This window comes from Rhizobium sp. AN6A (genome assembly GCF_900215635.1).
Classification (GTDB): domain Bacteria; phylum Pseudomonadota; class Alphaproteobacteria; order Rhizobiales; family Rhizobiaceae; genus Agrobacterium; species Agrobacterium tumefaciens.
The window spans coordinates 1,378,718-1,405,600 of the sequence record NZ_OCNC01000004.1 but is presented as its reverse complement, the minus strand read 5'-3'; the positions used below and the strand labels follow the sequence as shown (position 1 = coordinate 1,405,600).

General features: G+C 58.4%; 28 protein-coding genes and 1 pseudogene. 17 read left to right on the top strand and 12 right to left on the bottom strand.

Annotated elements, in window-relative coordinates; genetic code table 11:
* Positions 1–11: 11 nt before the first annotated feature.
* Both rdgB and hemW read left to right on the top strand, forming a co-directional pair.
* Complete coding sequence (gene rdgB / locus CRO62_RS19400) at positions 12–656, top strand: RdgB/HAM1 family non-canonical purine NTP pyrophosphatase (RefSeq protein ID WP_003514751.1); 645 nt, start codon at positions 12–14, stop codon at positions 654–656.
* A 5-nt stretch (positions 657–661) separates the two neighbouring features.
* Positions 662–1,861 carry a radical SAM family heme chaperone HemW gene (hemW, locus tag CRO62_RS19395; RefSeq protein WP_003514749.1) on the top strand — a complete coding sequence of 400 codons (1,200 nt, stop codon included), beginning with the start codon at positions 662–664 and terminating at the stop codon, positions 1,859–1,861.
* Between the two features lie 75 nt (positions 1,862–1,936).
* On the opposite strand, the gene dnaA is transcribed toward hemW, so the two are convergent.
* The 4 genes from dnaA to mutM form a co-directional block, all read right to left on the bottom strand.
* A complete protein-coding gene (gene dnaA, locus CRO62_RS19390) occupies positions 1,937–3,400 on the bottom strand; it encodes a chromosomal replication initiator protein DnaA (protein WP_003514748.1) in 1,464 nt (487 codons plus the stop codon).
* An 870-nt stretch (positions 3,401–4,270) separates the two neighbouring features.
* Positions 4,271–4,537, bottom strand: a complete 267-nt coding sequence (gene rpsT, locus CRO62_RS19385) for a 30S ribosomal protein S20 (RefSeq protein WP_003493474.1) — start codon at positions 4,535–4,537, stop codon at positions 4,271–4,273.
* A gap of 194 nt (positions 4,538–4,731) precedes the next feature.
* The gene (locus CRO62_RS19380) at positions 4,732–5,505 is read right to left on the bottom strand and encodes an enoyl-CoA hydratase (protein WP_003514743.1); all 774 of its coding nucleotides are present in this window, start codon (positions 5,503–5,505) and stop codon (positions 4,732–4,734) included.
* A gap of 31 nt (positions 5,506–5,536) precedes the next feature.
* Positions 5,537–6,439, bottom strand: a complete 903-nt coding sequence (mutM, locus tag CRO62_RS19375; protein ID WP_097101327.1) for a bifunctional DNA-formamidopyrimidine glycosylase/DNA-(apurinic or apyrimidinic site) lyase — start codon at positions 6,437–6,439, stop codon at positions 5,537–5,539.
* 143 nt (positions 6,440–6,582) lie between these two features.
* Here mutM and ubiE point away from each other — a divergent pair, with 143 nt between their 5' ends.
* The 3 genes from ubiE (at position 6,583) to CRO62_RS19360 (ending at position 10,048) form a co-directional block, all read left to right on the top strand.
* Positions 6,583–7,359, top strand: coding sequence for a bifunctional demethylmenaquinone methyltransferase/2-methoxy-6-polyprenyl-1,4-benzoquinol methylase UbiE (gene ubiE / locus CRO62_RS19370; protein ID WP_097101325.1), 777 nt, complete (start codon positions 6,583–6,585; stop codon positions 7,357–7,359).
* A 36-nt stretch (positions 7,360–7,395) separates the two neighbouring features.
* On the top strand, positions 7,396–8,970 hold the full coding sequence (ubiB, locus tag CRO62_RS19365) for a 2-polyprenylphenol 6-hydroxylase (RefSeq protein WP_019564439.1): 1,575 nt from the start codon (positions 7,396–7,398) through the stop codon (positions 8,968–8,970).
* 163 nt (positions 8,971–9,133) lie between these two features.
* Positions 9,134–10,048 (top strand): sterol desaturase family protein, encoded by a 915-nt coding sequence (locus tag CRO62_RS19360; protein WP_097103139.1) that lies wholly within the window; start codon positions 9,134–9,136, stop codon positions 10,046–10,048.
* A 23-nt stretch (positions 10,049–10,071) separates the two neighbouring features.
* On the opposite strand, the gene CRO62_RS19355 is transcribed toward CRO62_RS19360, so the two are convergent.
* The 3 genes from CRO62_RS19355 to CRO62_RS19345 all read right to left on the bottom strand — a co-directional run bounded on the left by CRO62_RS19355 (position 10,072) and on the right by CRO62_RS19345 (position 13,287).
* Entirely contained in the window at positions 10,072–10,431 is a 360-nt protein-coding gene (locus tag CRO62_RS19355) for an MmcQ/YjbR family DNA-binding protein (protein WP_097101322.1), read from the bottom strand.
* Entirely contained in the window at positions 10,428–11,633 is a 1,206-nt protein-coding gene (coaBC, locus tag CRO62_RS19350; RefSeq protein WP_097101320.1) for a bifunctional phosphopantothenoylcysteine decarboxylase/phosphopantothenate--cysteine ligase CoaBC, read from the bottom strand. The genes CRO62_RS19355 and coaBC overlap by 4 nt, the downstream gene beginning before the upstream one ends.
* 70 nt (positions 11,634–11,703) lie before the next feature.
* Complete coding sequence (locus CRO62_RS19345) at positions 11,704–13,287, bottom strand: peptide chain release factor 3 (protein WP_097101319.1); 1,584 nt, start codon at positions 13,285–13,287, stop codon at positions 11,704–11,706.
* A gap of 90 nt (positions 13,288–13,377) precedes the next feature.
* Between CRO62_RS19345 and dut the strand changes: the two genes are divergently transcribed.
* From dut to cysK, 3 genes are all read left to right on the top strand, one after another.
* Positions 13,378–13,848: a dUTP diphosphatase gene (dut, locus tag CRO62_RS19340; RefSeq protein WP_097101316.1), complete on the top strand. Its 471-nt coding sequence runs from the start codon at positions 13,378–13,380 to the stop codon at positions 13,846–13,848.
* Positions 13,849–13,924: 76 nt separating this feature from the next.
* Positions 13,925–14,542, top strand: a complete 618-nt coding sequence (locus CRO62_RS19335; RefSeq protein ID WP_019564444.1) for a LysE family translocator — start codon at positions 13,925–13,927, stop codon at positions 14,540–14,542.
* A 156-nt stretch (positions 14,543–14,698) separates the two neighbouring features.
* Positions 14,699–15,667 (top strand): cysteine synthase A, encoded by a 969-nt coding sequence (gene cysK, locus CRO62_RS19330; RefSeq protein WP_097101314.1) that lies wholly within the window; start codon positions 14,699–14,701, stop codon positions 15,665–15,667.
* A 113-nt stretch (positions 15,668–15,780) separates the two neighbouring features.
* Here the strand turns inward: cysK and CRO62_RS19325 are convergent.
* Positions 15,781–16,683, bottom strand: a pseudogene (locus tag CRO62_RS19325) (YifB family Mg chelatase-like AAA ATPase); the annotation flags it as partial.
* Between the two features lie 39 nt (positions 16,684–16,722).
* Here CRO62_RS19325 and CRO62_RS19320 point away from each other — a divergent pair.
* On the top strand, positions 16,723–18,477 hold the full coding sequence (locus CRO62_RS19320; RefSeq protein WP_097101312.1) for a recombinase family protein: 1,755 nt from the start codon (positions 16,723–16,725) through the stop codon (positions 18,475–18,477).
* Between the two features lie 194 nt (positions 18,478–18,671).
* Here the strand turns inward: CRO62_RS19320 and CRO62_RS19315 are convergent, their stop codons facing one another.
* Positions 18,672–19,094 (bottom strand): hypothetical protein, encoded by a 423-nt coding sequence (locus tag CRO62_RS19315; RefSeq protein WP_236760174.1) that lies wholly within the window; start codon positions 19,092–19,094, stop codon positions 18,672–18,674.
* A gap of 439 nt (positions 19,095–19,533) precedes the next feature.
* On the opposite strand from CRO62_RS19315, the gene CRO62_RS19310 reads away from it, so the two are divergent.
* From CRO62_RS19310 to CRO62_RS19285, 7 genes are all read left to right on the top strand, one after another.
* On the top strand, positions 19,534–21,252 hold the full coding sequence (locus CRO62_RS19310; protein WP_097101309.1) for a hypothetical protein: 1,719 nt from the start codon (positions 19,534–19,536) through the stop codon (positions 21,250–21,252).
* Positions 21,253–21,685: 433 nt separating this feature from the next.
* The gene (locus tag CRO62_RS19305) at positions 21,686–21,925 is read left to right on the top strand and encodes a hypothetical protein (protein ID WP_097101307.1); all 240 of its coding nucleotides are present in this window, start codon (positions 21,686–21,688) and stop codon (positions 21,923–21,925) included.
* A gap of 30 nt (positions 21,926–21,955) precedes the next feature.
* Positions 21,956–22,120, top strand: a complete 165-nt coding sequence (locus CRO62_RS27245) for a hypothetical protein (RefSeq protein WP_179784576.1) — start codon at positions 21,956–21,958, stop codon at positions 22,118–22,120.
* A complete protein-coding gene (locus CRO62_RS19300) occupies positions 22,117–22,422 on the top strand; it encodes a hypothetical protein (protein WP_097101305.1) in 306 nt (101 codons plus the stop codon). Before CRO62_RS27245 ends, CRO62_RS19300 begins: the two co-directional genes overlap by 4 nt.
* A gap of 141 nt (positions 22,423–22,563) precedes the next feature.
* A complete protein-coding gene (locus tag CRO62_RS19295) occupies positions 22,564–22,923 on the top strand; it encodes a hypothetical protein (protein WP_143539398.1) in 360 nt (119 codons plus the stop codon).
* A 1-nt stretch (position 22,924) separates the two neighbouring features.
* Positions 22,925–23,113, top strand: a complete 189-nt coding sequence (locus CRO62_RS19290; protein WP_097101301.1) for a hypothetical protein — start codon at positions 22,925–22,927, stop codon at positions 23,111–23,113.
* Entirely contained in the window at positions 23,110–23,310 is a 201-nt protein-coding gene (locus CRO62_RS19285) for a hypothetical protein (protein WP_097101299.1), read from the top strand. The genes CRO62_RS19290 and CRO62_RS19285 overlap by 4 nt, the downstream gene beginning before the upstream one ends.
* 237 nt (positions 23,311–23,547) lie before the next feature.
* On the opposite strand, the gene CRO62_RS27060 is transcribed toward CRO62_RS19285, so the two are convergent.
* The gene (locus tag CRO62_RS27060) at positions 23,548–23,892 is read right to left on the bottom strand and encodes a hypothetical protein (RefSeq protein ID WP_143539397.1); all 345 of its coding nucleotides are present in this window, start codon (positions 23,890–23,892) and stop codon (positions 23,548–23,550) included.
* Positions 23,893–24,031: 139 nt separating this feature from the next.
* On the opposite strand from CRO62_RS27060, the gene CRO62_RS19275 reads away from it, so the two are divergent.
* Entirely contained in the window at positions 24,032–25,402 is a 1,371-nt protein-coding gene (locus tag CRO62_RS19275; protein WP_097101295.1) for a DNA cytosine methyltransferase, read from the top strand.
* Between the two features lie 397 nt (positions 25,403–25,799).
* Here CRO62_RS19275 and CRO62_RS19270 read toward each other — a convergent pair whose 3' ends face one another.
* Both CRO62_RS19270 and CRO62_RS19260 read right to left on the bottom strand, forming a co-directional pair.
* Positions 25,800–26,171, bottom strand: coding sequence for a hypothetical protein (locus tag CRO62_RS19270; RefSeq protein ID WP_097101293.1), 372 nt, complete (start codon positions 26,169–26,171; stop codon positions 25,800–25,802).
* Between the two features lie 349 nt (positions 26,172–26,520).
* The gene (locus tag CRO62_RS19260; RefSeq protein ID WP_097101289.1) at positions 26,521–26,799 is read right to left on the bottom strand and encodes a hypothetical protein; all 279 of its coding nucleotides are present in this window, start codon (positions 26,797–26,799) and stop codon (positions 26,521–26,523) included.
* Positions 26,800–26,883 lie beyond the last annotated feature (84 nt).

Sequence of the window (26,883 nt, the reverse complement as noted above, 5' to 3'; positions counted from 1 at the left end):
AGGAAAACGTCATGCGCAAGCTCGATACCAGAACGATCGTCGTCGCCAGCCACAACAAGGGCAAGATCGCCGAAATCGCCGACCTGATCGGGCCTTTCGGCTTTTCAGCCAAATCGGCTGCGGAGCTGAACTTCGTGGAGCCGGACGAGACAGGCACCACCTTTGAGGAAAATGCTGCCATCAAGGCGCTTGCGTCTGCGAAGGCGTCCGGCCTGCCGGCTCTGTCTGACGATTCCGGTCTGGTGATCGATGCGCTGGATGGCGCGCCGGGCGTTTACACCGCCAATTGGGCGGAAACGGCTGACGGTACGCGCGACTTCGCCATGGCCATGCAGAAGGTCGAGGATGCGCTTGCCGAACGCGGTGCAACGAAGCCGGAAGACCGCACGGGCCGCTTCGTCAGCGTGCTGTGCCTTGCTTGGCCGGACGGGCATGTCGAATATTTTCGCGGCGAGGTGGAGGGCACGGTGGCGTGGCCCCCGCGCGGAACGAGCGGTTTCGGCTATGACCCCATCTTCAAACCGGAAGGTTACGACACCACATTCGGTGAAATGACCGCAGACGAAAAACACGGCTGGAAGCACGGCGATGCGTTTGCGCTCTCCCACCGTGCCCGCGCCTTTAAAAAATTCGTAGAAACCTGCCTGGAGGCATGAACCCGATGACCGGGGAGCACCAACTTTCTGCCCCTGGCGCGTCGCTTCTGCCGGATACGGGCGATCCCGGTTTCGGGATCTATCTGCACTGGCCCTTCTGTGCGGCCAAATGCCCCTATTGCGATTTCAACAGCCATGTCCGCCATCGCCCGGTGGATCAGGAACGGTTCACTGCTGCGTTCCTCAGCGAAATGGCAAAGATGCGAGCGCTCAGCGGTCCGCGTGTCGTCACCAGCATTTTCATGGGCGGCGGCACACCTTCGCTGATGGACCCGCAGACCGTCGGCGCGCTTCTTGATGGCGTTTCGCGCTTCTGGCATGTGCCTGATGGTATCGAGATCACCATGGAGGCCAATCCTTCAAGCGTCGAGGCGGAGCGGTTTCGCGGTTACCGGGCAGCCGGCGTCAACCGCGTCTCGCTCGGCGTTCAGGCGCTGAACGACCGGGACCTGAAGTTCCTTGGCCGTCTACATGATGTTGCCGATGCGCTGAAAGCCATCCGGCTGGCGCGGGAGATTTTTCCGCGCATGTCCTTCGATCTCATTTACGCCCGCCCGAACCAGACGGTGGCCGAATGGGACGCTGAGCTGAAGGAAGCCGTCTCCTACGCCGTCGACCATCTGTCGCTCTATCAGCTCACTATCGAGGAAGGCACGCCGTTCTACGGGCTGCACAAGGCTGGCAAGCTGATCGTACCGGATGGCGAGCATTCGGCGGTGCTTTATGAAGCGACACAGGAAATCACCGAGCGTTACGGCATGCCGGCGTACGAGGTTTCCAATCACGCCCGCCCCGGTGCGGAAAGCCGCCATAACCTGACCTATTGGCGTTATGGCGATTATGCAGGTATTGGCCCCGGTGCGCATGGACGCCTGACCAATGGCGCCTCCAAGCTCGCCACCGTCACCGAGCGCCATCCGGAAACCTGGCTCGAGACCGTCGAGCGCGAGGGCCACGGCATGGTCGATCAGGAGCTTCTCGGCGTCGACGAACAGGCAGACGAATTGCTATTGATGGGTCTTCGCCTGCGCGAAGGCATCGATCTTGCTCGCTGGAGCGATCTTTCCGGCCGCGAACTCGACCCGGAGAAAGAGGAATTCCTCCTGCAACACGGCTTCGTGGAACGCATCGGCAATTCCCGCCTGCGCTGCACCCCTTCCGGCATGCTTATTCTGGATGCCGTGGTCGCCGATCTCGCCTGCTGACCGGCAGCACTGGCTGGTCCTGAGCCAATCAACAACCGAGAAACCAATAAAAAAGCGGCCCGAAGGCCGCTTTTTTCATGCGTTGTTTTCGTTGATCAGGCGCTTCAGCAGCTCAACCTCGTGGCCGAGCTTGGTGTCGCCAGAAATCAGATCCTCGATCTTGCGCACCGCGTGAAGAACCGTGGTGTGGTCGCGACCGCCGAAACGGCGACCGATCTCGGGAAATGAGCGCGGTGTCAGCATCTTCGCCAGATACATGGCGATCTGGCGCGGCTTGACGATGACGCGGGTGCGACGATTGGAAACCAGCTCCTGCCGCGACACATTATAATGTCTGGCCACGATGCGCTGAATATCCTCGATACGGACGCGCTTGGCCTCCCCACTGCCGACGAGGTGCGACAGCAGCTCATCGACACGGTCAACCGAGAGGTTCGGCTCGAAAGAGCGCCGGAACATCAGCTGGTTGAAGGCGCCTTCAAGCTCGCGTCCGCTCGCCGTCACGCTTTTGGCCACGTGGGTCAGGATTTCGTCCGAAATCTCGAAAGACGGATCGTCCTGACGCGCAGAACCCATGCGACGGTTGAGCATTTCGTAGCGCATGTCGTAATCGGGACCTTCGATCTCGATGGCCATGCCACCCTGAAGGCGCGAACGGACACGCGGATCAAGCGATTCCAGCTCCCACGGCGCGCGGTCAGCGGCCACGACAACCTGCTTGGCGCTGTCGAGCAGCATGTTCAACAGGTGGCAGAATTCGTGCTGGATCATCTTGCCCTGCAGGAACTGCATGTCGTCGATGACGAGAAGGTCGATATTGCGCAGTGTGTCCTTCAGCGTCAGCGCATCATTGTCGCGGATCGCGGTCGCAAAACGCCACATGAAATATTCGGCCGTCAGATAGACCACACGCGGGTTGCGCGGGCTGTCGATAGCAGCATTGGCAATCGCCTGCAGAAGGTGTGTCTTGCCAAGCCCGACACCCGCATGAATGAACAGCGGATTGAAGCGCACAGCACCGGCACCCGCTTCAGCGATCGTCTTTGCCGCCGCAAGCGCGACGCGGTTGGACGAGCCCTCGACAAAAGTGTCAAAGGTGAAACGTGTATCGAGCGGCGAACCGAACAGCGGCCCGGAGCTACCCTGCCGCAGCGTCGCCTGCGCCGCCGCAGGCTGTGCAGAAGGTGCTGTCGCCGGCTGCGACGGAATGAAGGACTTGTTGCGCGCAACAGCGCCCATGTCCTGAACGGGCTGCACCCGTTCCTCGACCTGCGCGGGGCGGGCCGGGCGGCTGGCGGAGCGGACAAGAATTTCCACCTTCAGCACGTCCGGATCCTCGCTTTGGACGAGACTGGTGATCAGATCCATATAACGGTTGTTGATCCAGGACTTCAGAAAGGTCGTCGGAACGGTAAAACGGACGACGCTTTTCGAAACGGTGTGGAGTTTGAGCCGTGCAAACCAGCTTGCATAGACCTCGGGACCAACCTGTGCCTTCAGCCGCGCGCTAAAACGTTCAAACAGCGCATCGTGCTTCATTGCCGATTTATCCCCTGCCGCTTCTGAGCAAGCTGCATCACGAGCCTGTGGTGCGCGGTCCCCATCGGCCACCGCACCCATCGCCAAATTCAATTGCATATTGCCGCCTTTCAAATTGCCAATCATAGCCTGACGATCAAAAAACGATCGCCAGAGATCCCCCTCGTATTATTTCCCGCCTCCAGCACTCCCCTCGAAAGAGCGTCAAAGACTACTACTTGTTTGCGAGCCGGTTATCCCATTTCCCTCCCCTTCATGGAGAGGCCTGCGACACGCTAAAAACGCTCCTTTCGCTACAACTGTAAGGCGCATTCTTAAGGACAAAAAGCTCCGCCCGTTCCGAGACCGAAACGGCACAAAAAGCTCAATGACCTGAGAAAACGGACCTCGAAAGACCCGCCAGCAAGAAGGTGAATATCGTCGATACGATCATCGAGATAATCTGTGGACTGAGATCCGCACCCCTTGTTGAAATGCATTTAGGCAGGATCGTGGGGAGAGATCAATGGCGTTTTTTCTGCAAAAACTCAGATCGACCATTGACTCGCAATGGTCGTTTTGCATCACCGGCAAGGTCCGAAGCAGAATCGCTTATGAATCAATGAGATTCAATTTTGGCATTTTTCGATAGCCCGTTTTGGCAAAAAAATAAAAATCTTCTTGACTCAAAACTGGCTGCGACTTCCGTAGAGAAAGCTTCCCATTTTTCGGGAGACCTCCGCCAATCCATTGTTTTTATTCAGTTTTTCTTGTCGCTCATCTGACACGCGTTTGTCACGTTACGGCAGGAATGATTAACGGAGGGTTAGAATCACAAAAAGCCCGGTCAAAAGACCAGGCTTTTTGAATAGTTAATTGTGATTAGCCGGATTAGGCGGAAAGAGCCTTAACGCGCTGGGCAAGACGCGACACCTTACGGGATGCCGTGTTGCCGTGCAGAACGCCACGCGTCGCTGCGCGCTGGATCTCAGGCTGAGCTGCCTTCAGAGCTTCGGTGGCTACTGCCAGATCGCCCGAAGCAATTGCTTCCTCGACCTTGCGGATGAAGCCGCGAACGCGCGAACGGCGAGCCTTGTTGACTGCGGTACGGCGAGCGATCTTGCGGGTCGCCTTTTTCGCCGAAGTTGTATTGGCCATGTATGCCTCTCTTCGAATTCAAACCAAATTCCGCAACCAGAGGATCGGGTCGTTCGAAGACCTCACTTAACCCAAGAATGCGGGAGTAATTTCGGACAAGCCGGATGGCTTTCCTTAACCGTGGGCGGGCATATACCGCTAAAGCGTACGCCCGTCAACGCGCAAATGGCGGAAAACGCCGATATTCCGAATCCTTAGCGATTCCGGAAAGCGGGTTTGCGCTTTTCAACGAAGGCCGCCATGCCCTCCTTCTGATCCGCTGTTGCAAAGAGCGACTGAAAGGATCGCCTTTCATATCTCAGCCCTTCCGAAAGAGGAACCTCGAAGGAGCGATTGACGCTTTCCTTGGCCATGAGAACGGAAGCGCGCGACAGCGAGGCGATGCGCGTGGCGGCATCCACCGCCTCGTCCATGAGATTTGCCGCGGGGACAATCCGCGAAACGAGGCCGGCGCGCTCTGCCTCGGCCGCATCCATCATCCGGCCGGTCAGAACCAGATCCATCGCCTTCGCCTTGCCCACCGCCCGCGTCAGCCGCTGCGAGCCGCCCATGCCGGGAATGACGCCAAGCGTGATTTCCGGCTGGCCGAATTTCGCCGTGTCCGAAGCGATGATGAAATCGCACATCATTGCCAGCTCACACCCGCCGCCCAGCGCAAAGCCGGAGACTGCGGCAATGACCGGCTTGCGGGTCGATGCGACCTCGTCCCAGCCGCCGAGAAAGTCGCCGACATAGGCATCGACAAAATCCAGCCCCTGCATTTCCTTGATGTCCGCGCCAGCGGCAAATGCCTTTTCCGACCCCGTTATAATGATCGCACCGATGGAATCGTCGGCAGAGAACGAGGAGAGAATGTGCCGCAGCTCCTTCAGAAGCACCGAATTGAGGGCGTTGAGCGCCTTGGGACGGTTGAGCGTGATGACGCCCACCTCGTCGCGTTTCTCGACCAGTATCGTTTCATAATCCACGGCAGTCTCCCTCGCCATTATTCCGCCTCAGCTACTTCTGGCAGGCCGCGCAATAAAAGGTCGAACGACCGGCCTGCACTATCCTTTCAACCGTACCCCCGCAGCCGGGTGTACGGCAAGGCTGGCCTTCCTGATCGTAGACTGAAAAGGAATGCTGGAAATAACCGAGCGTTCCGTCCGTCTGTATATGGTCGCGCAGGGAAGAGCCGCCGGCGGCGATTGCGTCCGCGATCACGTCCCGGATCTTCTCCGTGAGATTGATGAGCTCCGGCTTTGGCTCTCCGGTTTTGGTCACCAGCGTTCCCGCCGCCCGCAAAGGCGAGAGATGGGCGCGCCACAGCGCCTCACAGACATAGATATTGCCGAGGCCCGCAATGACCTTCTGGTCCAGCAGCGTGCTTTTCAAAGGCTGGCTTTTACCCTGGAACCGGCTCGCGAGATAATCAGCACTCAGCGCGTTGCCGGTCGGTTCCGGTCCCAACTCCGCAAAAGCGGGGTAAAGATCGAGCTTGTTGCGCTCCACCAGATGCATGAAGCCGAAGCGGCGCGGATCATTATAGATGACGCAGATGCGCTCTTCGCCTTTATCCAAATGAAAGACGACATGATCGTGCTTGCCGTCCTTCGAGCGGGCATAATGAAACGTGCCGGGCGCGTTCTTATTCCCTGCCTCATCTGCCGCCGCCTCGATACGGAACGAGCCGGACATTCCAAGATGGGCAACGATCGTCAGCCCGTCTTCCAGCTCTATCAAGAGATACTTCGCCCTGCGCCCGAGCGATATGATCGTCTTTCCCTCGATCAGGCCCGCGAAGTCCTCCGGGAACGGAAAGCGCAGCTCGGGACGGCCAAGGTGGAGCTTGCGGATGCTTGCCCCTTCCATGGTGGGCGCGAGGCCGCGTCTGACGGTTTCGACTTCTGGCAATTCTGGCATCTGGCTTATCCGGCAGTTTATCGTTAGGACCATGTGGTCTATACAATGCACGCGAAATGTCGCGCCCAGGCGATGCGGCAACAGATAGCGTCGCCACGGCGTTTCCGCTATGGTCCGCCACGCAATTAATATGGAGACAGACGATGACCGACGCCCGTACCACTGCCCAAGGCGGCATGGAAACGTCCTATGGCTTCCACAAAGTGGACGAAGGCAAAAAGCAGGGGCTGGTCAACGATGTCTTCCACAAGGTGGCCAAGCGCTACGACATTATGAACGACGTGATGTCGGCCGGCCTGCACCGGCTGTGGAAGGACGCCATGGTGTCCTCGCTTTCACCGCGCAAGGATGCCTCCTATACGGTGCTTGACGTAGCTGGTGGCACCGGCGATATCGCCTTCCGCATCGTGGAAGCCTCCAACCGTCTGGCGCATGCCACCGTTCTCGATATCAACGGCTCGATGCTTGCCGTTGGCGAGGAGCGCGCGGCAAAAAGAAAGCTCTCCGACAATCTGACCTTCGTTGAAGCCAATGCCGAGGAGCTGCCCTTCGAGGCGAACAGCTTCGACGCCTATACGGTCGCCTTCGGCATTCGCAACGTACCGCGCATAGACGTCGCGCTGAAAGAAGCCTACCGCGTGCTGAAACGTGGCGGGCGGCTGCTGGTGCTGGAATTTTCCGAAGTGGAAATGCCGCTGCTCGACCGCGTCTATGATGCATGGTCGTTCAACGCCATTCCGCAATTCGGCAAGATGATCACCGGCGATGCCGAGCCCTATCAATATCTGGTCGAGTCGATCCGCAAATTCCCCAATCAGGAGGATTTCGCGACGATGATCCGCACCGCCGGCTTTTCGCGCGTGACCTATACCAATTACACCGGCGGTATCGCCGCCCTGCATTCCGGCTGGAAGCTTTAAGACCATGTCCGGCAAAAGCAGGAGACAAGCATAAGCATGAGCACTTTGGGCGCATATTTCCGCCTCGCAAGGGTTGGCTGGGTTCTCGTGCGCGAAGGCGTCGTGTTGGCCTTGCCATCCGATGACCTTCCTGCCTCCGCGCAAGTGATGAAGGCACTGCTGAAGCCATTCGCCCGCAGCAAGGCCAAGCGGGCGCAGCGTAGCGACCGGCTGGCGGTAGCTGTCGAGCGGCTTGGCCCGTCCTATGTGAAGATGGGACAGTTTCTGGCCACAAGGCCGGATGTGGTCGGCGCCGACTTCGCCGACGATCTTGCGAGCCTGCAGGACCGCATGGCATTTTTCCCCGCAGCCGCGGCCAAGGCTAACATCGAAGGTTCGCTCGGGCGGTCTGTTTCGGAACTCTACAGGGAATTTGGCGATCCGATCGCCGCCGCTTCCATCGCCCAGGTTCACCCGGCGATAGTGGATACGCCGAAAGGGCCGCGCAAGGTCGCCGTCAAGGTCATTCGCCCCGGCGTTCGCCAGCGCTTCCAGAACGATCTGGAGGCGATGTATCTGATCGCCGACCTGCAACAGCGTTTCGTCCGCTCTGCCCGCCGCCTGCGGCCGGTGGAAGTCACTCGCACGCTGGAACAGACAACCAAGATCGAGATGGATCTGCGGCTTGAGGCCGCCGCCCTTTCCGAACTTGCCGAAAATACCAAAGAAGACCCCGGATTCCGCGTTCCGGAGGTAGATTGGGAACGCACCGGCCGCGATGTCGTCACCATGGAATGGATCGACGGCGTCAAGATGTCGGATATTGAGGGGCTGAAGGCTGCCGGCCACGATCTGAACAAGCTGGCTGATACCCTCATCCAGTCCTTCCTGCGGCACACGTTGCGCGACGGCTTTTTCCATGCCGACATGCACCCCGGCAATCTCTTTGTCGATCCGCAGGGCATGATCGTAGCCGTGGATATGGGCATTGCCGGGCGGCTGGGCAAAAAAGAACGCAGGTTCCTTGCCGAAATCCTCTACGGCTTCATCACCCGCGATTACATGCGCGTCGCGGAAGTGCATTTCGAGGCCGGTTATGTGCCGGGCCATCACGATAAAGCCAGCTTTGCGCAGGCGATCCGCGCCATCGGCGAACCGATCCACGGCCAGCCGGCCGAGACGATCTCCATGGGCAAGTTGCTGACGCTGCTGTTCGAAGTTACCGAACTCTTCGACATGGAAACGCGCCCGGAACTGGTGATGCTGCAAAAGACCATGGTGGTGGTGGAAGGCGTATCCCGCATGCTCAATCCGCGTTTCAACATGTGGAAAGCGGCCGATCCGGTCGTCAGCGGCTGGATAAGGGACAATCTTGGCCCGAAACGCATCGTCACCGATCTGAAGGACGGCGTGAAGGCGGCTCTCAAGCTTGCGGAGGCGGCACCCGAGATCGCTGCAAAGACGGAGAAGCTGCATTCCGACCTGGTGTATATGAGCGAGAACGGCCTGCGTTTCGACGCCCAGACGGCGGAAGCCATCGGCAAGGCGGAAGCGCGCCATACCAAATGGGGTCGGGCGGCGCTCTGGGTGATTGCGCTCACGCTTCTCTATATCGCGATCAGGATCAGCTAAACGATATTCAAACTCGGCGCTCACGCCGGTGCGGCGCACTTTCGAACCGAAAATCGCCGGTCTTCCAGTTCGATAGATGCATACCATGCTGCTGCAACATATCGAGGATAATGACCTGATCTTGGTTGAAAGTTAAATGATTGCCGGACGGGAATTGAGATTGATGGCAAAAAATGAAGCCGTAAAACGGGTCCTTACCTATTGCTCGTGGCCCATGGTGTTTTTTCTCGGTCTTACCGGGGCTTATTTCGCTTTTTCGAGTGAGCATCCGATCACCACATTCCTCGCCGTCTACGCGGGCGCGGTGGCCAGCCTGTTTCTTCTTGAACGTTACATTCCCTACGAGACGGAATGGCTTCAGTCTGATGGTGAAACCGTCAACAATATCGCCCACACGCTGTTGACCAAGGGGCTTGTTCAGCTTGCTGCCATGGCAGCGGTGCTCTTTCCGATGCTGACCGCCATTTTTCTGCAACCTTTGGCGGCCATGAAATTCGACCTGTGGCCTTCTCAGTTGCCGATGGTTGTTCAGGTCACGCTCGCCCTGATGATCGCTGAATTCGGTCTCTACTGGGCGCACCGTATCGCCCATGAAACGGTGTTCTTCTGGCGTTTCCACGCGCTTCATCACAGCGTTGTCCGTCTTTGGGTCGTCAATACGGGCCGTTTTCATGTGGCCGACTCGCTGTTCAAGATCGCGCTCAGCCAGATTCCGCTTTATCTCATGGGCGCACCGTTGCAGGTGTTCTGGTGGCTCGCGGCTGTGACGGCCTTCATCGGCATTCTGACCCATTGCAATGTGGATATGAAAACCGGGCCGCTGGACTACGTGTTCAGCACCCCCAGGCTGCACCGATGGCACCACTCCAAAGAGCTGCCTGAGGGAAATACCAATTATGGTGAGAACCTTGTCGTCTTCGACCAGTTGTTCGGCAGCTATTTCAATCCCGATCGCCCTTCCTCGACCAACATCGGCATCAAGGGAGAAATCGCAAAGGGCTTTCTGCCACAACTTTTTCAGCCCTTCACCAAGGAAGGGGTTCGCCAGATCATCGGGCGAAACACGAAAGAAAATTGAAGGGATTGGCGGCAATGCCGCCGTCAGGCTGAGAGAATTCCCAGTTCGACCCGCAGCTTCTTCGTCAGCCCTGCGGCAACGAGTTCATAGGAGCGGCGGACATAGTGTTCCAGCTCCTCTTGCTCCAGCGGTGAATGATCGGAGATCGATATCCATTTGCGCTTGGCGAAATAAGGTGCCTGACGGATCCCTTCCAGCGAGGTGAGGATTTCGAAGCTTTCCTCCGAACATTTCACCACAAGCCGCCAGTCGTCACGCTCACCCAAAACGGAAAAGACCTTGTCTCCGACCTTGGCAACGTGGGAATCCCACTGATCGACGAAACGGACGCCCGGCCATTCGCCGAGCACCCTGTCGAATGTCTTGCGATCGAAAAGGCTCATGCGAGTTTCTCCGCGATAAGGGCCGCCAGACGTTTGGCGACTTCGGCCTTGTCCATATCAGGCCAGGCCTCGATACCCTCATTCGAAATGATCTTCACGCTGTTGCGGTCTCCGCCCATGATGCCGGTTTCCGCCGACACATCATTGGCAACGATATAATCCGCGCCCTTGCGCTCCAGCTTGGAACGGCCGTTTTTCTCGATATCCTGCGTCTCGGCGGCGAAACCCACCACAAGCTTCGGGCGCTTTTCGTGGTGGCCGACGGTTTTGAGAATATCGGGATTTTCCATAAGTTGCAGCGCAGGCGGGGCATCGCCCGGCTGCTTCTTGATCTTCTGCTCCGAAGAACCAGCCACTCGCCAGTCGGCGACAGCGGCGACCATGACGGCGATATCCACCGGCAGCTTTGAAATCACCGCATCGCGCATCTCCTCGGCACGCTCGACATGGACCGTTGCAACGCCCGCCGGATCGGCAATAGTGACAGGACCCGAGACCAGCGTTACCTCCGCACCCAATTCCGCAAGCGCAGCTGCGATGGCATGGCCCTGCTTGCCGGAGGAGCGGTTAGCGATGTAACGCACCGGATCGATCGGCTCATGGGTCGGGCCGGAAGTAACGATCGCCGTTCTGCCTTTTAAAGGCTTCGGCCCGCCATCCAGCAACGCCTCTACTGCCTGGACGATCTGCAAAGGCTCCGCCATACGACCAAGACCGGCCTCGCCCTTTTCCGCCATTTCGCCTGCCATAGGGCCGATGAAAAACACGCCGTCTTTTTTCAGCGTTTCGACATTGCGCACCGTTGGCTTTGCCGACCACATTTTCGGGTTCATGGCAGGTGCGACCAGCACCTTGCGATCGGTCGCCAGAAGGATCGTGGAGGCAAGATCATCAGCCAGACCATTCGCCATCTTCGCCATCAGATCGGCGGTGGCGGGCGCGACCAGCACAAGGTCGCATTCGCGCGCGAGCCGGATATGCCCGACATCCTGCTCGTCCTGCCTCGAAAAAAGCTCGGTGAAGACGTGGGTGGCGGACAGTGCGCCAACAGCAAGCGGAGTGACGAATTCCTGTGCGCCCTTCGTCATGACTGGCGTCACCTTCGCGCCACGCTCTTTCAGGCGGCGGATGAGGTCGAGGCTCTTATAGGCCGCGATGCCGCCGGAGATGATGAGGAGAATATGTTTGCCTGAAAGCGTCATGATGCCGGACCAGTTTCCCGTTTAACCGGGAAACTAAGCCCTTGGCATTCAAAGTGCAATCCGGCTGATATCACGCCGCCTTGGCGACGTGATATTCCTTGATCGCGACCATCTTGATCGCCGGAAACCGCTCGGATTCATACCGCAGCGAGAAGGCATCCTGCGCCAGAAACACCGGATCGCCATCCAGATCGCGGGCGATATCGCCGCGCTTGACGTTGAGGAACTTGTCCATTTCCGCCGGCTGATCGGACGAGATCCAGCGGCAGACGGAAAAGCGAGACATTTCAAACGAGACCGGCAGGCCATATTCGCCCATCAGCCGTTCCTTCAACACATCGAGCTGCAGCGCGCCGACAACGCCGACGATGGCGGGCGAGCCGTCTTCTGGCGAAAAGAGCTGCACGACACCTTCTTCCGCCATCTGCTGCAAAGCTTCCTTCAGCTTTTTGGCCTTCATCGCGTCTTCCAAGCGCACGCGGCGCAGGATTTCCGGCGAGAAGTTCGGCACGCCCTGGAATACGAGGTTTTCACCTTCGGTCAGCGTATCACCGATGCGCAGCGTGCCGTGGTTGGGAATGCCGACCACATCGCCCGCAAAGGCGGTATCCGCCAACTGGCGCTGTGACGCGAAGAAGAATTGCGGTGCGGTCAGCCCCATGAGCTTGCCGGTGCGCGACAGCCGCGCCTTCATGCCGCGCTCCAGCTTGCCGGAGCAGATGCGGGCAAAGGCGATGCGGTCGCGGTGGTTGGGATCCATATTGGCCTGAATCTTGAACACGAAGGCCGTCATCTTGTCTTCCGCCGCATGCACGGTGCGGGTATCCGCCACCTGATCGCGCGGCGGCGGGGCGAAATCACCCAGCGCATTGATGAGGTCGCGCACACCGAAATTGCGCAGCGCCGAACCGAAGAATACCGGGGTCATGTGACCTTCAAGGAACGCCTGACGGTCAAAGGGGCGGCAGGCTTCCAGAGCCAGTTCCGTTTCCTCGACAAAGACCTTGCGCTCATTTTCCGGCAGACGATCGGCGACAGCCTGAGGGCCGTTGACCGAAAGGCCATCCACCTGCGTGTCGTTGCCACGAAAGGTGTTTTCAGCAAGATTGTAAGCGCCACAGAAGCTCTTTGCCCGGCCGACCGGCCAGGTGATCGGCGCGGTATCGAGCGCCAGCTTTTCCTCGACCTCGTCCAGAATCTCGAAGGGATCGCGGCTTTCGCGGTCCATCTTGTTGATGAAGGTGATGATCGGAATATCGCGCATGCGGCAAACTTCGAAAAGCTTCAGCGTGCGCGGCTCGATACCCTTGGCGGCATCGATGACCATGATCGCCGCATCCACCGCCGTCAGCGTGCGGTAGGTGTCGTCAGCGAAGTCTTCATGGCCGGGCGTATCGAGGATGTTGAAGACGCGGTCGTTATATTCGAAGGTCATGACCGAAGTGACGACCGAAATGCCGCGCTCGCGCTCGATCTTCATCCAGTCCGAACGGGTCTGGATGCGATCCTTCTTCGCCTTCACCTCGCCGGCAAGCTGGATCGCTCCGCCGAACAGCAACAGTTTTTCCGTAAGCGTGGTCTTACCCGCGTCCGGGTGCGCAATAATAGCAAAGGTGCGGCGGCGGGAGACCGCCTCGGCAAGTGTTTCGGCCATCTGACAAATCCTGTGGAATTGCGGGGTATCTAGCGTTTCAGGCCCGCATTTGCAATTGACCTTGCCGCGATCTCGGCAAACTAATGCCGCATGACCGTTCAAAATGATAATCGACCCCTCCTCCGGCTTGTGCGTCTCGCCAATGGCGCAGACCTCGAATTGCCTTCCTATGAAACCCGTGGCGCCGCCGGAATGGACCTGCGCGCCGCAGTGCCGGCCGATGAACCGCTGACTTTGCAGCCGGGCGAACGGGCACTGGTGCCAACCGGTTTCATCTTCGAGGTTCCGCAAGGCTATGAGGCGCAAATCCGTCCGCGCTCCGGCCTCGCCATCAAGAACGGCATCACCTGCCTCAATTCCCCCGGCACGGTGGACAGCGACTATCGCGGCGAAGTGAAGGTCATTCTCGCCAATCTGGGGCAGGCCGATTTCGTCATCGAGCGCGGCATGCGCATCGCACAGATGGTGATTGCACCGGTAACGCAGGTGACAGTCAGCGAAGTGACCGAAACATCCGAGACGGCACGCGGTGCCGGTGGTTTCGGTTCCACGGGGCTTTGACCAGCCCCCCTTTATGGGCGATTGTTTTTACCCCTGATTTTCGCTATGGATCTGGCGGATTTCGGGGAAAATGATCATGACGCTGACAACCCTTCTTGCCTATGCCACCGCACTCTTCATCGCCGCTGCCATTCCCGGCCCCGGCATGACGGCGATCGTGGCGCGGGCGCTGGGATCGGGGTTTCGGGAAACCTTCTTCATGGGCCTCGGGCTGGTGCTGGGCGACATGATCTACCTGACCGGCGTGATCCTCGGCCTCGCCTTCGTGGCGCAGACCTTTCAGGAGGCCTTCATGGTCCTGAAGTTTGCCGGCGCAGCCTATCTTCTCTATATCGCATGGAAGCTCTGGACCGCCGGCCTCTTGCCGCAGGACCTGAAGGCGAAAAAAAGCACCAGCATTCCCATGTCGTTTCTGTCCGGCCTGCTGATCACGCTGGGCAATCCAAAAACCATGCTGTTTTATGTGGCGCTGGTGCCGACGCTGATCGACATCCGCATGATCGGCCCATCGGAATATGCGACACTTCTGGCGCTGACCTTCGTCGTATTGATGGCCGTTCTCCTGCCTTACATCCTGCTTGCCGCCAAGGCGCGCAACCTCCTGAAACGGCCAAGTGCGTTGACGATCCTCAACCGCACGGCGGCGGGAATTCTGGCGGGAACGGCGACCATGATCGCGATCCGCAGCACCTGAAACGATTTCGTGCATTTGCCTGATTTATCGTGAATTTTTTCCGGTAATCAGACGATATTAGGACGAACGTTCGCTGGCCTGACAAGACTATTGCTCCTATTCTGCCGCTGAAATCTTGCGGTCGCACATCGTGTGGCCTTCATACAGGAGAGCATCATGCCCGAAGCCAGAAAGCCCGGACGCGGACGCGTCTATTCCTCCATCACCGAAACAATCGGCGATACGCCGATCGTGCGGCTGGACAAGCTGGCGAGGGAAAAGGGCGTGAAGGCCAATCTTCTCGCCAAGCTGGAGTTCTTCAACCCCATCGCCTCCGTGAAGGACCGCATTGGCGTTGCCATGATCGAAGCGCTGGAAGCGCAGGGCAAGATCACCCCCGGTAAAACGACGCTGGTTGAACCGACCTCCGGCAACACGGGCATTGCGCTCGCCTTTGCCGCCGCCGCCAAGGGTTACAAGCTGATCCTGACCATGCCGGAAACGATGTCGGTCGAACGCCGGAAAATGCTGGCCTTGCTGGGCGCGGAACTGGTGTTGACCGAAGGCCCGAAGGGCATGAAGGGCGCCATCGCCAAGGCACAGGAACTGGCCGAAACCCTGCCAGACGCGATTATTCCCCAGCAGTTCGAAAACCCCGCAAACCCGGATATTCACCGCAAGACGACGGCGGAAGAAATCTGGAACGACACCGAGGGTACTGTTGATATTTTTGTTTCGGGCATCGGCACCGGTGGCACGATTACCGGTACGGGCCAGGTGCTGAAATCCCGCAAGCCGGAGGTGAAGGTCATTGCCGTCGAGCCAGCCGACAGCCCGGTTCTTTCCGGTGGCAACCCCGGTCCGCACAAGATCCAGGGCATCGGCGCCGGTTTTGCACCCGCGATCCTCGACACTGGAATCTATGACGAAATCGTCACCGTGACCAATGACGACGCTTTTGAAATCGCCCGTCTGGTGGCGAAGCTGGAAGGCGTACCCGTCGGCATCTCCTCGGGCGCGGCACTCGCAGCGGCAATCAAGGTCGGCGCACGTGAGGAAAATGCCGGCAAGAATATCGTCGTCATCATTCCCTCCTTCGCGGAACGTTACCTTTCGACCGCCCTTTTCGAAGGGCTTGGGCTTTAATCCACCTCTTTGGGCAGGCCGCAAACGCGCGCCTGACCGCAATAACCGATTGTGCCGCTGGCCATCCGCTGGCGGCACAATTGTTTACCCGGTAAAGGGCGAAGGAAGGCCTCTTATGCCGCCGCAGTCAGTCTTTCACCGGCAATGCGGTATGAAATGGCTTCCGCCACATGGATACGCCCGACAGTTTGTTTGCCGTCCAAATCAGCCAATGTGCGGGCGACCTTGAGAATGCGATGATAACCGCGTGCGGAGAACTTCAACCGTTCGGCAGCATCGCGCAGCAATTGCAGCCCGGACGCATCGGGCGCCGCGTATTTTTCGATCAGCGTTGTCGTGCAGCGAGCGTTGGTGCGAATGCCTGAAAAGCCCGCCGCCGCATAACGCTCCTGCTGGGCAAGGCGGGCGCGGGCGACACGGGCGGCCACCACCGTACTCGGTTCGGCAGTCATGGGACGGATGAGGTCGGTGGCGGAGACGGCGGGAACGTCGATGCGGATATCGATGCGATCCATCAGCGGGCCGGAAATGCGGGCCTGATAATCTGTCATGCAACGTGGGCCTCTGGCGCAGGTGAAACCCGGCTCCCCCGCTCTGCCGCACCGGCAGGGGTTCATCGCAGCAACAAGCTGGATTTCCGCCGGATAGGTGACGCGGTGATTGGCACGGGCAATGATGCATTCGCCCGTTTCCAGCGGCTGGCGCAGCGCATCCAGCACCTGCGGCGCAAATTCCGGGAACTCATCGAGGAAAAGAACGCCGTGATGGGCAAGTGAAGCCTCGCCCGGCTTGGCGCGCAGCCCTCCGCCGATCAGCGCGGCCATGGTGGCGGAATGGTGTGGCGTGCGAAACGGTCTGCGGTCCGACAGCTTGCCGCCGGACAATTGGCCGGCGATGGAATGGACCATGGACACTTCCAGCAATTCCGCAGCCTCGAGCGGTGGCAGGATTGACGGCAAGCGCGCGGCGAGCATGGATTTGCCGGAGCCGGGCGGGCCAACCATCAGGAAATTGTGCTACATTAATTCCATCACATCAGATATGGAACGCAGACCATGACGAAAGCATATTCATACATTCGATTCTCTACGCCGGAACAAGCGCAAGGGGACTCCCTACGCCGCCAAGTCGCGAAAGCGGAAGCTTGGGCGCAAGGGCGCGGCCTAATCTTGGACGACTCCCATCGCGACCTTGGAATGAGCGCCTATCACGGAGCGAACCGGACGAATGGTGCCCTTCGATCGTTTCTTCAGATGGTCGAGGAGGGCAGGATCGAACGAGATTCATATCTTATCGTGGAGAGCCTGGACCGCCTATCGCGCGAAACCGTGATTGATGCTGCGACTCAGCTTTTCGCCCTCATTCAAGCCGGTGTCGTCGTCGTCACCCTCAGCGATGGTCAGGAGTATTCGGCCACTCGCCTCAGGCAAGACTGGACGCCTCTGGTCATATCACTTGCGGTCATGGCACGCGCGCATGATGAAAGTCGTGTGAAGAGCGAGCGCGTCGGGGAGGCATGGCGGCAAAAGAAGGCGGCTGCACGTGCAGGAGGAAAGCCGATTACGCCACGATGCCCAGAATGGCTCGAAGTCCGCGACGGGAAGTTCATTGAGCGCCCGGATAGAGTCGAAATCGTGCACCGTATTTTTCGGGAGACGATCAAAGGATTTGGACGACGAGAGATCGTATGCCGGTTAAACGGCGAAGGAAAGCTGCCTTTCAAAGCCGGCGAGAAGCGGAAAAAGCCTTCCACTGGGTGGCAGACTTCGAGTGTCGCGAAGATCGTGCAGAACCGCGCAGTGATGGGCGAGTACCAACCTCACACCGGCACACATAAAGCGCGCAACAGAAAGCCAGAGGGAGACCCCATTAAAGACTACTATCCCCGCATTGTGGAGGACGACGTATTTTGGCGTGCCCAGTCCTCCGTTGAAAACCGGCGACAGCAGACTGGTGGCCGGCGCGGAAACCACGGGGCTCACATCCTCCAAGGGCTGGCAAAGTGCGCGGCTTGTGGCGGTCCAATGCACGTCATGAACAAAGGCAAGCCGCCCAAAGGCGGAATTTATCTCGTCTGTTCTGCCAACCGACGAAACACTGGATGCGACAATAGCCGAGCTTGGCGCGTGGACAGACTTGAGGAAGCCGTTCTTCTGTGTCTGACCTCTTTCAAAACGCAATCCTTCGAGAGTTTGAACGGTACTGTCGTTAATCAGGGTCAGAGAGTCGACGCGCTCCGGGCGGAGCTGGATGACCTCAATCGCAGGAACAAAGTTCTCATGAGGCTGGCGGAGTCCGAAGACGAACAGGCAGAAGCACGCTTCCTTGAGAACGCCAAGGAAATTAAGGCCAAGAAAACGGAACTGGCGGCGGCCGAGGCGGAGCTGGCGACACACCAAAGCGACCCTGGCGACGCCGTCCGCCTAGCAGAAATTCTCCAGTTGTCGACAGACTTTTTCCGAACAGAAGGTGAGGAGAAACTGGAAAGTCGAATCCGTCTTTCATCCCTTATCCGCCGGATCGTGGACCTCATTGAATGCGATCCAGTCCGGGGAGCCTACATGGTATTGCCCATCGACACGAAAATCTGGCGCGTAAATGCTCCCACCGAGGGCGCATTTGCCTATCAACTTGATCTCCAGCCGCGAGCGATTGACGCGCCTCCTCCTCGTTTTCTTTTCCTGTTAGTGAAGAACCCTAACGATGAAGCGCGTGATGCCTTCTATCAAGGTAAGGGTGGTCAGGTGATGGCTGCAGACGGGATCAAGGGTTTCCCGTCGCCACACGCCTTTAAATCACGGGAAAAATGAAAAGACGGCATCGCCCGAGCGCCTGCGCGATGGCGATGAGATCAAGTCGCCCCGCGAGGGGCGTGAGGCCCTTCCCTGGGGGAGGGCCGCAGCACCGCCCTTGGGCGGGGTGGGGGATTTCATGACAGAAACGACGGAGCGGACCTCACCAAGAATAAACTCTGTCACGCCCGAGATTTACAAGAAAACGCCAGCTACCGACAAAAGTCATCAATTGTCTCTTCGCCCTCCCATGGCAACCCTTGCGCCAGAGTGAACTCCTTCTCTGCGCCTTCGCGGGAAAAGAACATCCCATGGCTTTCGTGAACGAAATATCCATTTTCGAATGTTATTTGCATCAATGACCATGGCTTGATTGCTTCTTCACCATGCTCACCGAGAAGAAGGATACTGCGACCGTCAGGCGTCATTGCAGTATCGCCAATGGTGGTTTGCCCAAAGCGGGTAATCACCGCCACGTCGCCGACGTACAAGCCTTCGAAATAGGTGGCCAGTGGTGCATCTGAAGAAGTTGAAGGGCAGAGTGGGAAAAGTGCAGGAACCTTCCAGTTCCGCTGTAACGCACCTGGGGTTTCGGAGATAACAAGCGATCGTGATTGTGTGTCTTCGTAACCCATCCAGTATTCCCTTCAAACAAATTCGTGAGATCGTTGACGCCCCGCAACAAAAAGTAAAGTCTGATGATCGCCAGAGTGACGGCGACTGGACCACGTCACCCGCATGGGAAGACCCTGACGCCGCCCTTGGGCGGGAACCGGGATTGGAAGCATCACGCACTTGTACGTGACGGCAGCGTCAAATCGTTACGGATACGGAACGTATTTTCGGCGCTTGACCTGTACGCCGCCGCAGATGACCATAAAAAAACACCGCATCAACGGGCTGGAACCCTCCGCGGTGTTTTTTCAAGGACAAGTCCATGATTGCCAACGGCGCGATTGTTGTAAAGACCCCCATTTCTGAACGGTGAGCCCGAGGCTGGGACATATCCCAGCCGGCACCGAGGACTTTCACAACCTACCGTGTCAACAAATTTGTCCCGACCGCTCGAACGGCATGGCAGGGTTCGAGACCCGTTATGCCGAAGCCCAGCGCCAGGCTAGCCGAGGCACTAGCCGTCGGACTACGAACACCATCAACGAGTTCGCCATTCGGAACGCCGGTCAAAAAGACCTTGTCCGGAAGCGCATCAACGAGGGCTACGAACTGCCTTTCGGCAAAAACGTGGGCGGACGTTATCGGGAGCCATTCCGCGAGGACGGTCTGCGCTCCGAGGAGAATATCGTTCTCAAGTACTTCGTATCGCTCGTACCCCGCCGTGGTCGTGCGCGTGCGTCCTGGGACAAGGCCACTCTTGACGTCCAGTGCCGCGAGAAGGTCCTGACGCTCGACTATCCCTATATCGAGCTCAACAAGGAGTTCGTGGCGGCGCTCCGGGTGGATTGTGACGGCGTTTTCCCAAGCCCGGAGGCGTGTATTTTCGACCTGCTCGAACATGTGCGCGATGGCAGCATTCCATGCCTGCCGCACATCGTCGTCGGGGACCGACTGGACGATGGCCGGTTCATCAGACCGCACTTCATCTGGCTGCTCCCTTACGGAGCCGCCGTCTGGAATTCGAAGGACGAACGATGCCGCAAGGAGCCGGTCCGCCTCTTTGACGCCGTGTGCCGTGGTCTGACGGCGGCGCTGCTCGACATCGGTGCGGACCCCGCCGCACCCACGATGACGATGAGGATGAAATGCCCGACGTCGCCGATCTGGCACACGATCACTCCGAACGCGGACGTCTGGCCGACGCTCTCGGAATACGCCGACTACGTCGATACAGGCGTAAGCCGGCCAGTCCTCGCCCGTCGTGCCGCAGCCATTCAATCCGGCCTCGGGCTGACGGTATCGAATGCCATTTTTGACATCCTCCGGACTGAAGGGCAGCGCCTCCTTGCCGAATGGCACTTCGCCGCCGACAGCCGCATGCGCGGCACGCGTGAGGCCCTTGCCGATCATCTCCATCAGGCGCTCGCCCTGTTCGCAGAGAAAACCGGACTTTCCGAAACGCAGGTCGGCTACGTAACTGGCAAGGTCGCCGACTACCTCGCGGCCCATTTCGATCCGACAAAGCTGGACAACCCACGCGTAAATCGCGGTCGCCTGCTGGACGTCGTGGACGGGATGACATCCGTGGCAGCCCGTCAGGCAGCAGGAGGCCGACACGCCGCGAAATCGAATGCGGATCGCACCCTTTCCAAGCTCGCCGAAGCCTACCGGTCGCTTTCCGCGACGGGCGGCGACGTCACCAAATCAGCACTGGCCGAGGCCGCCAAGGTTTCCCGGCGCACCGTCATCAATCGTTGGAATGACCTGGTCTCGGCGATCGAGCAAGGGTGTGAAAAACAGTGTATAGATAAAAAGGCTCCCGCAGGTCCGTGCGCCCCTTCAAACAACCTGACGTCTGACACGGTCGCAAGCTATAGCGCCCTATTCGGCAACAGCGACGAGGACACCGAGGCTCTAGCCAGTCATGAAGTCTGGATCGCTTTGCAGGAAGGCCGTGTTCCACGTCCAGAGATACTGAATGCCGTTACGGCGTCAGTCGGTCCCGCACCACCCGTACCGGGTCGCTATGCTGGCGCTCCTGCGGCAGACGTCGATTCCGAATGCGCGAATTACCGCGTCATCCCCGACAGCGGGAACCGCTATGCTTGTCGCTCCGATGCGCTCATCTTTACCACAGATGCGGTTCCCGCATTCGAATGGCCCACAGGTCCATTTTGAAGTCAAACGTGCTGTACGAGGCTCGATGCGAGCCCGTACAGTACGTTTGGCTGTCCAGACGGGTCAAACCTACCTTTGAATCCATTTCCCCACCCTCACCACCTTAGTTTGCCAGCGATCTCACTCTGTCAACGCCGGGGCGTCCTCCACTTCGTTACGGCCCCTGCGGGGTGACTGCCGCTCCGAGCGCCGGCGGCGATGATGGCATCGGGACGGGGAGCATCAGTAGACCGCGCTACGCGCGGGTTCGAAGCTCGGCCTGCGGCCCGCATCGAACAGGGAGCACGGCATTCATCTCAGAACCCTTAAAATTCTACCGATCCCGTTAACTCTCCCTCCGGCACAACTCAACCATTCCGCGTTATTCCCTGGGCACGATTCTCACGCCGTGATATAAATATATCAATGAAAACAGCCGCTTTAGAGGTTCGAAATGGCCGTAAAGACCACACTCATTCCGGGTCTTACCTTCAATCTGATGATCGAGGAAGTTAACGAGCGGGCACCGTGCGGAAGTCTCCTGTGCTACGTGGCATCCATCTACAGGATCGAGAAAACGACGTCCGCCCGTCGCTTGATCGGGAAGTCCCGTCTGCCAGGTGCCGCCGACGAAATGAAACGGGAAATCCAGCGCGACGGTATTCAAGCGTTTAGACGCTTTTCCCGTGCCTAAACCCACATTCCCACATGAAAGGAACACGAAATGCTTGTTTTACGAATCCTCGCCCTGCCGATTGCCATGCTGTCATTTGCGATCCTTTATACGATTGCCATCAAAGCCCCGGAAGCGGTCGAGGCCGGCAATCTCGTTCTGTGGATCGTCGTGCCCCTACTGGTCGCCGGCAAGTTCATCTGGAGGCGCGCATGACCGCGATCGCTATAGGCTGGTACAATGCCGAATACGAATTCGCCCTCCACGACGCTGCGGAGGTCGATCATCCCTCCTATCCGCATGTGTTGTGCGTGTGGATCGAAGAGCTCAAGAAGTGCCCCGATGCACGGTGGATTTTCTCGGTCGACATTCCGGACATGCAGTTTCGTGACAAGGATGGATTCCCAAAGCGCCTGCGTTCCCTCTCCAACGGCATCGTTTACACCCGCGAGGAGGCCGTGGCAGCCGTCGAGGAAGCGATCATTCGTATCGTCAGCGGCCCGACCGCGGTGTCGTAAAAAACTTCACCGCCGGCGTATTTTCCCTCTTGCGCCGCCTTCGGAATGCTCCAACACTTTGTATGTGGACAGTCACAAACGTACTTCTCCACATCACATGAACTCCTGAAAAATGGAAACAAATCAACGGATGACGTGCCCTTGCGCGGTGGCGAAGCTTTGCCCGCAGGTCAACAGAAAGGGATTGGAATGTACATCGCCAAAATCATCAACGGTCTCCGCTACAACACGGCGACGGCGGAGAAAATCTGCATCTTCGAAAGTGATGCAAGCAAGGGTGATTTCCGCCACGAGGTCACGTCACTGTATCGGACGCCGCGCGGTCGTTTTTTTCTCGCCGGACATGGCGGCGCAATGACGCGCTGGGCTCAGCCTGTCCAAGGCGGACGGTCAGGTAGCCAGGGGCTGCATCCCGTCAGCACTGCGGAAGCCCGCGAATTCGCCGAACAGCACGCCAACGAGGACACGATTGCCCGCTTCTTCGTGATCGAGGATGCGTGACATGGTTCAGGCATCCTTCGCCCACCAAGCCCGCCCATCGCGACGAGGCCGTGCGGACAGGCTGACGGTGGACCTTCCTTCCGGAACGCTGACGGCGCTCAAGGTTCACGCCGCGCAACACGAAATGACGATCCGGGAGGTTGTTACCACCCTCGTTCAAAAAGCCATCAAACAAGGAAAAGATGCATGAACACGAAATTCAAATTCGACGACTTCGGCTTTGACGGCAAACTGGCGATTGTCGATCCGGCGGGAAACTTTGAATGGGTCGAGCCCATCATTGAGGGCATCCCAGGCAAGAGCTGCGTCCGGTTCGATCTCATCGGGAGCGATGGCGAGGGCGATGAAGATGCCCGTCGTGTGCTGCGTCAGCATCTCGGAAGTTAAACGACCGAATATGAATGTGACTTCAGCGACATGGAGGACGTCATCCGGGCTGGGGAGAAGGCCGAGGCGGCACGGGACCGTTTTTTGGCAGCGGCGTTCAGGCCGGTGGGAGTACAATCCTTCGAGATCGAGACCGAGGCCTGAGGAAGGTGGACGATATCAAGGTACTCTTCCTTTTCCTCGGTTTCGCTATCATTGGCGACAACAGTCTCTGTTCGCGTTGGCAAAACAAAGTCTTCAACTTCCTGGGTGCCGCCATGATTGTTTACGGCGCGGCAAATTCGCTTGCGACTGCTTACGTTCGCCTTTCAACATGAGAACCCGTGAAAAATCATGACCAAATTCTCCGATATACCAGTCGAAAAATTCCCCATGAACCGCGACACATATTGTCGTCTCCGCAATGAGGTCGGCTCTATAGCAGCCCGTTTTTCCGACCTCGGAACACCAAACGGGACAGCGGTCGCGAAAAAGATGGAGAAAGTCCACGCCGCTCTTGGCGATGCATGGGAACTGATCAGCGAAATCGGCCACCGGGAAGCGAAGCATTAAATGGCGGGCATCTGCCCGCATCAGCGTCATGTAGAACTACGTGATGGGTGTTTAATTTCGATATCAAGGAATTTACACCTTCGATAAACCTTTAACGACTTTTTCGGACTTCCATTAACACGCCACCGCTACACAGCTGGTGAAACGGACCGTGCGAAAGGAAGAGCGAATGAAGGTTGTGGAACTTTTCTGTGGTGCAGGTGGTATGTCGCTGGGGCTCCAGCGCGCCGGCTTTGACGTTGTCGCTGCTTATGACAGCATGCCAGACGCCGTCGAGACCTACCGCACCAACATTGGCGACCACGTTCATCAACGCGATCTGTCCGATCTTCTCGGAATCATCCCGGATATCGTGGACCTGAAACCCGACCTCATCGCGGGTGGCCCTCCATGCCAGGACTTCTCCGTGGCCGGCAAGCGTGCGGAGGGCAAGAACGCCCGACTGACCCTGGCATACGCGATCACGATCGCATCGGTCCGCCCGGAATGGTTCATCATGGAGAATGTCATCCAGGCTGCGCGGTCCCGTTCATGGGCAGAAGCCCGCGCCATGCTGAAAAAAGCTGGCTACGGTATCTCAGAGTGCCGGGTCGATTTCTCCCACTACAACACGCCAGAGGCGCGACGTCGCCTGATCGTCGTGGGACGCCTCGGTGAACGTGACGGCTTTATCGAAGGTGCCATTGCGGACGCGGCGACGGACGTTCCGAAATCCGTGCGGCGGGCATTCGCCAAAGAGATGGGAGAAATGCCGACTGCGGAGAACCAGTGGCGACCGGAATACAATCTCGATATCGTCGTGAAAGAACATGTCTACACGCGGCCGCTTCGCGCCGGCCGTGCCGTCCGCAGCGTTGATGAGCCCTATGCGACGATTACCAGAACCTCGGGCGAGCCTCCGTCGGCAGCGCTGAAGGCAAAGTACGAGGCACACCCGAACGACAGCGCTCCGCTGGAGGACGCCGCTGTTGGCCACCAGAAATTCTTGTCCCGTATCCAAGGCTTTCCTGAGGGCTGGAAATGGTGTTCGAAGAACAAGCGCCGCATCATGGTGATGATCGCCAACGCCGTTCCACCGACCGCAGCCGAAATCATCGGAAAGGTCATTCTCGACCGCCAGACAGGGAAGATTTCCCCGGAGACGGAGGAGCGCTTCATGCAGTGGCTTGTCCGCGGCAACCAGCGCTCACGCGCAACCGCCCGCAACATCAAATCAAGCCTTGGACGTGCCCGGTATATGCTCTTGGGTCGCACTTTCGAGAATGAGGCCTTGGAGATCGCGGCTTTGGAACGCGTGCCCGGTTTCGAAGGCCTCCGCAATAGCACCAAATCTGATCTTCGTCAGGCATTGCGCCATTACCGCGCCTTTGAAAACGCCCGCAACGGCAATACTCCGGAACCCGTGCAAGGCGGAGAAGAGCGCCGTCGTCCGCGCCCGATCGATCTTCAGGAGTTGATGCGGGGCGTAGCTCCAAGCATGTACCATTCCGAGCAAGGCGATGCACCCGATGATGTCACGGACTTTCACATGACGCATTAAGGGGGAATCTGACTGACCACCCTAAGCCAAAAGGGCGGCATTTCTGCCGCCCTTTTCCAAATCCGCCTGTGAGGCGGTCAACGGTGGTCTCGTCAGTTTGAATTCCGACAAACCCATATATTTCAGAGCCGCCTTTGGGTGGTCGAAATGATCCCTCGCGGGGAACGATGACGGACATTTCAAGTCAAAGACCTGATCTCTCCTAATCCCTCATGGGGAAACATAACAGTGCAAAGGCAATTTCTCGCCGTTACGGTTCTTCTGAGCCCTTAAGGGGGAAGATAACCACAGAAGTTCCTTGCGTTCCTTCGATGTTTTAAGGATGGCCGATCCCGCGACATCCGTCAACAAGCAAACGACCTTACATCAATAAAAACAGTAAGTTGCAAATTGTATTTTAAAACTTGCTCTGCATCGCATCGATGTTGAAGGACAGGACACCCGTTGCCGTTTGCCCCGTTTCGGCGTCCGTCACGTGCACCGAAAGCTCGTGATCACCGACTACAGGAACCCCTGAAAACTGGCGAGCGGCAGCGTCGTAGGTCATCCAATCCGGTTTTGCCGTCGGCACGACCTCCACGACCCCCGTCGACCGTGAGACCACGACGCCCACGGTCAACGTCTGACCTGCCTTGAGACGGTCGGCGGGCGACGTGTCGGGACTGGTGAACTCCACACGCAGCGCGTCGGCGGGCGGCTGCAGGAGCGACCCCGCGCTAGCCGGTAGGGTCACCAGGGAGAGGAAAAGAGCGGTCAGGATCGTTTTCATGGGGCCTCTCAGTAAACGACAACTTTGTGCCAGGTCGTGCGGGCAGGTTCGACGTAATCGGACTCCCGCGACGGGCAGGTGTCTGTTTTTATGGCGACGTCATACGAACCCCTGCCAGGGTTACCGTAGAGGTTCCCCCCGTTTGGTCCCCCACGTCGAAACGCAAAGCCTGCCGGATATTCGACAGACCAGCGGCCGGCGCAATCAGGGTGCATGTACACGGACATGGCAATGTCGACCTGCGGGACACCATAACCCGCCCGCGCTGCGGCGGGAAACCGGAAGGTCTCGGCGCTTGCGCTCCCTATCGTGAAAGCAGCCAGCACAAGGGCTGTGATCGCCGAGCACCTCATCTCGGCACCCACTCGCCATAGAAGAGCCAGGTCATTACCCGAGCGACTTCGGCGCTCGCAACGTTGCCCGCATGGAAATATCCCGCGAGCAGCATTGGCATAGCCGCCATTTGGAGCATTCCGTAACCGGGCGATCCTGATGCAAATGCGCCAAAAGAGACAGCGATCAGGGTCACCGCACTTATGATGAACGCGGCGGTCAGGAGACCATGGGCCGCCAAACTCACCACTAGAACCGCGAGCATGAAGCCTCTGGATGAAGACACTATCTTCATGTAGTTGCCCTCCTGCGAGATAGAGCTTCGAGCGCTATGACAAGAAGCGCCGGCACAGCGCAGAACGCCGTCAACGTGACGAGG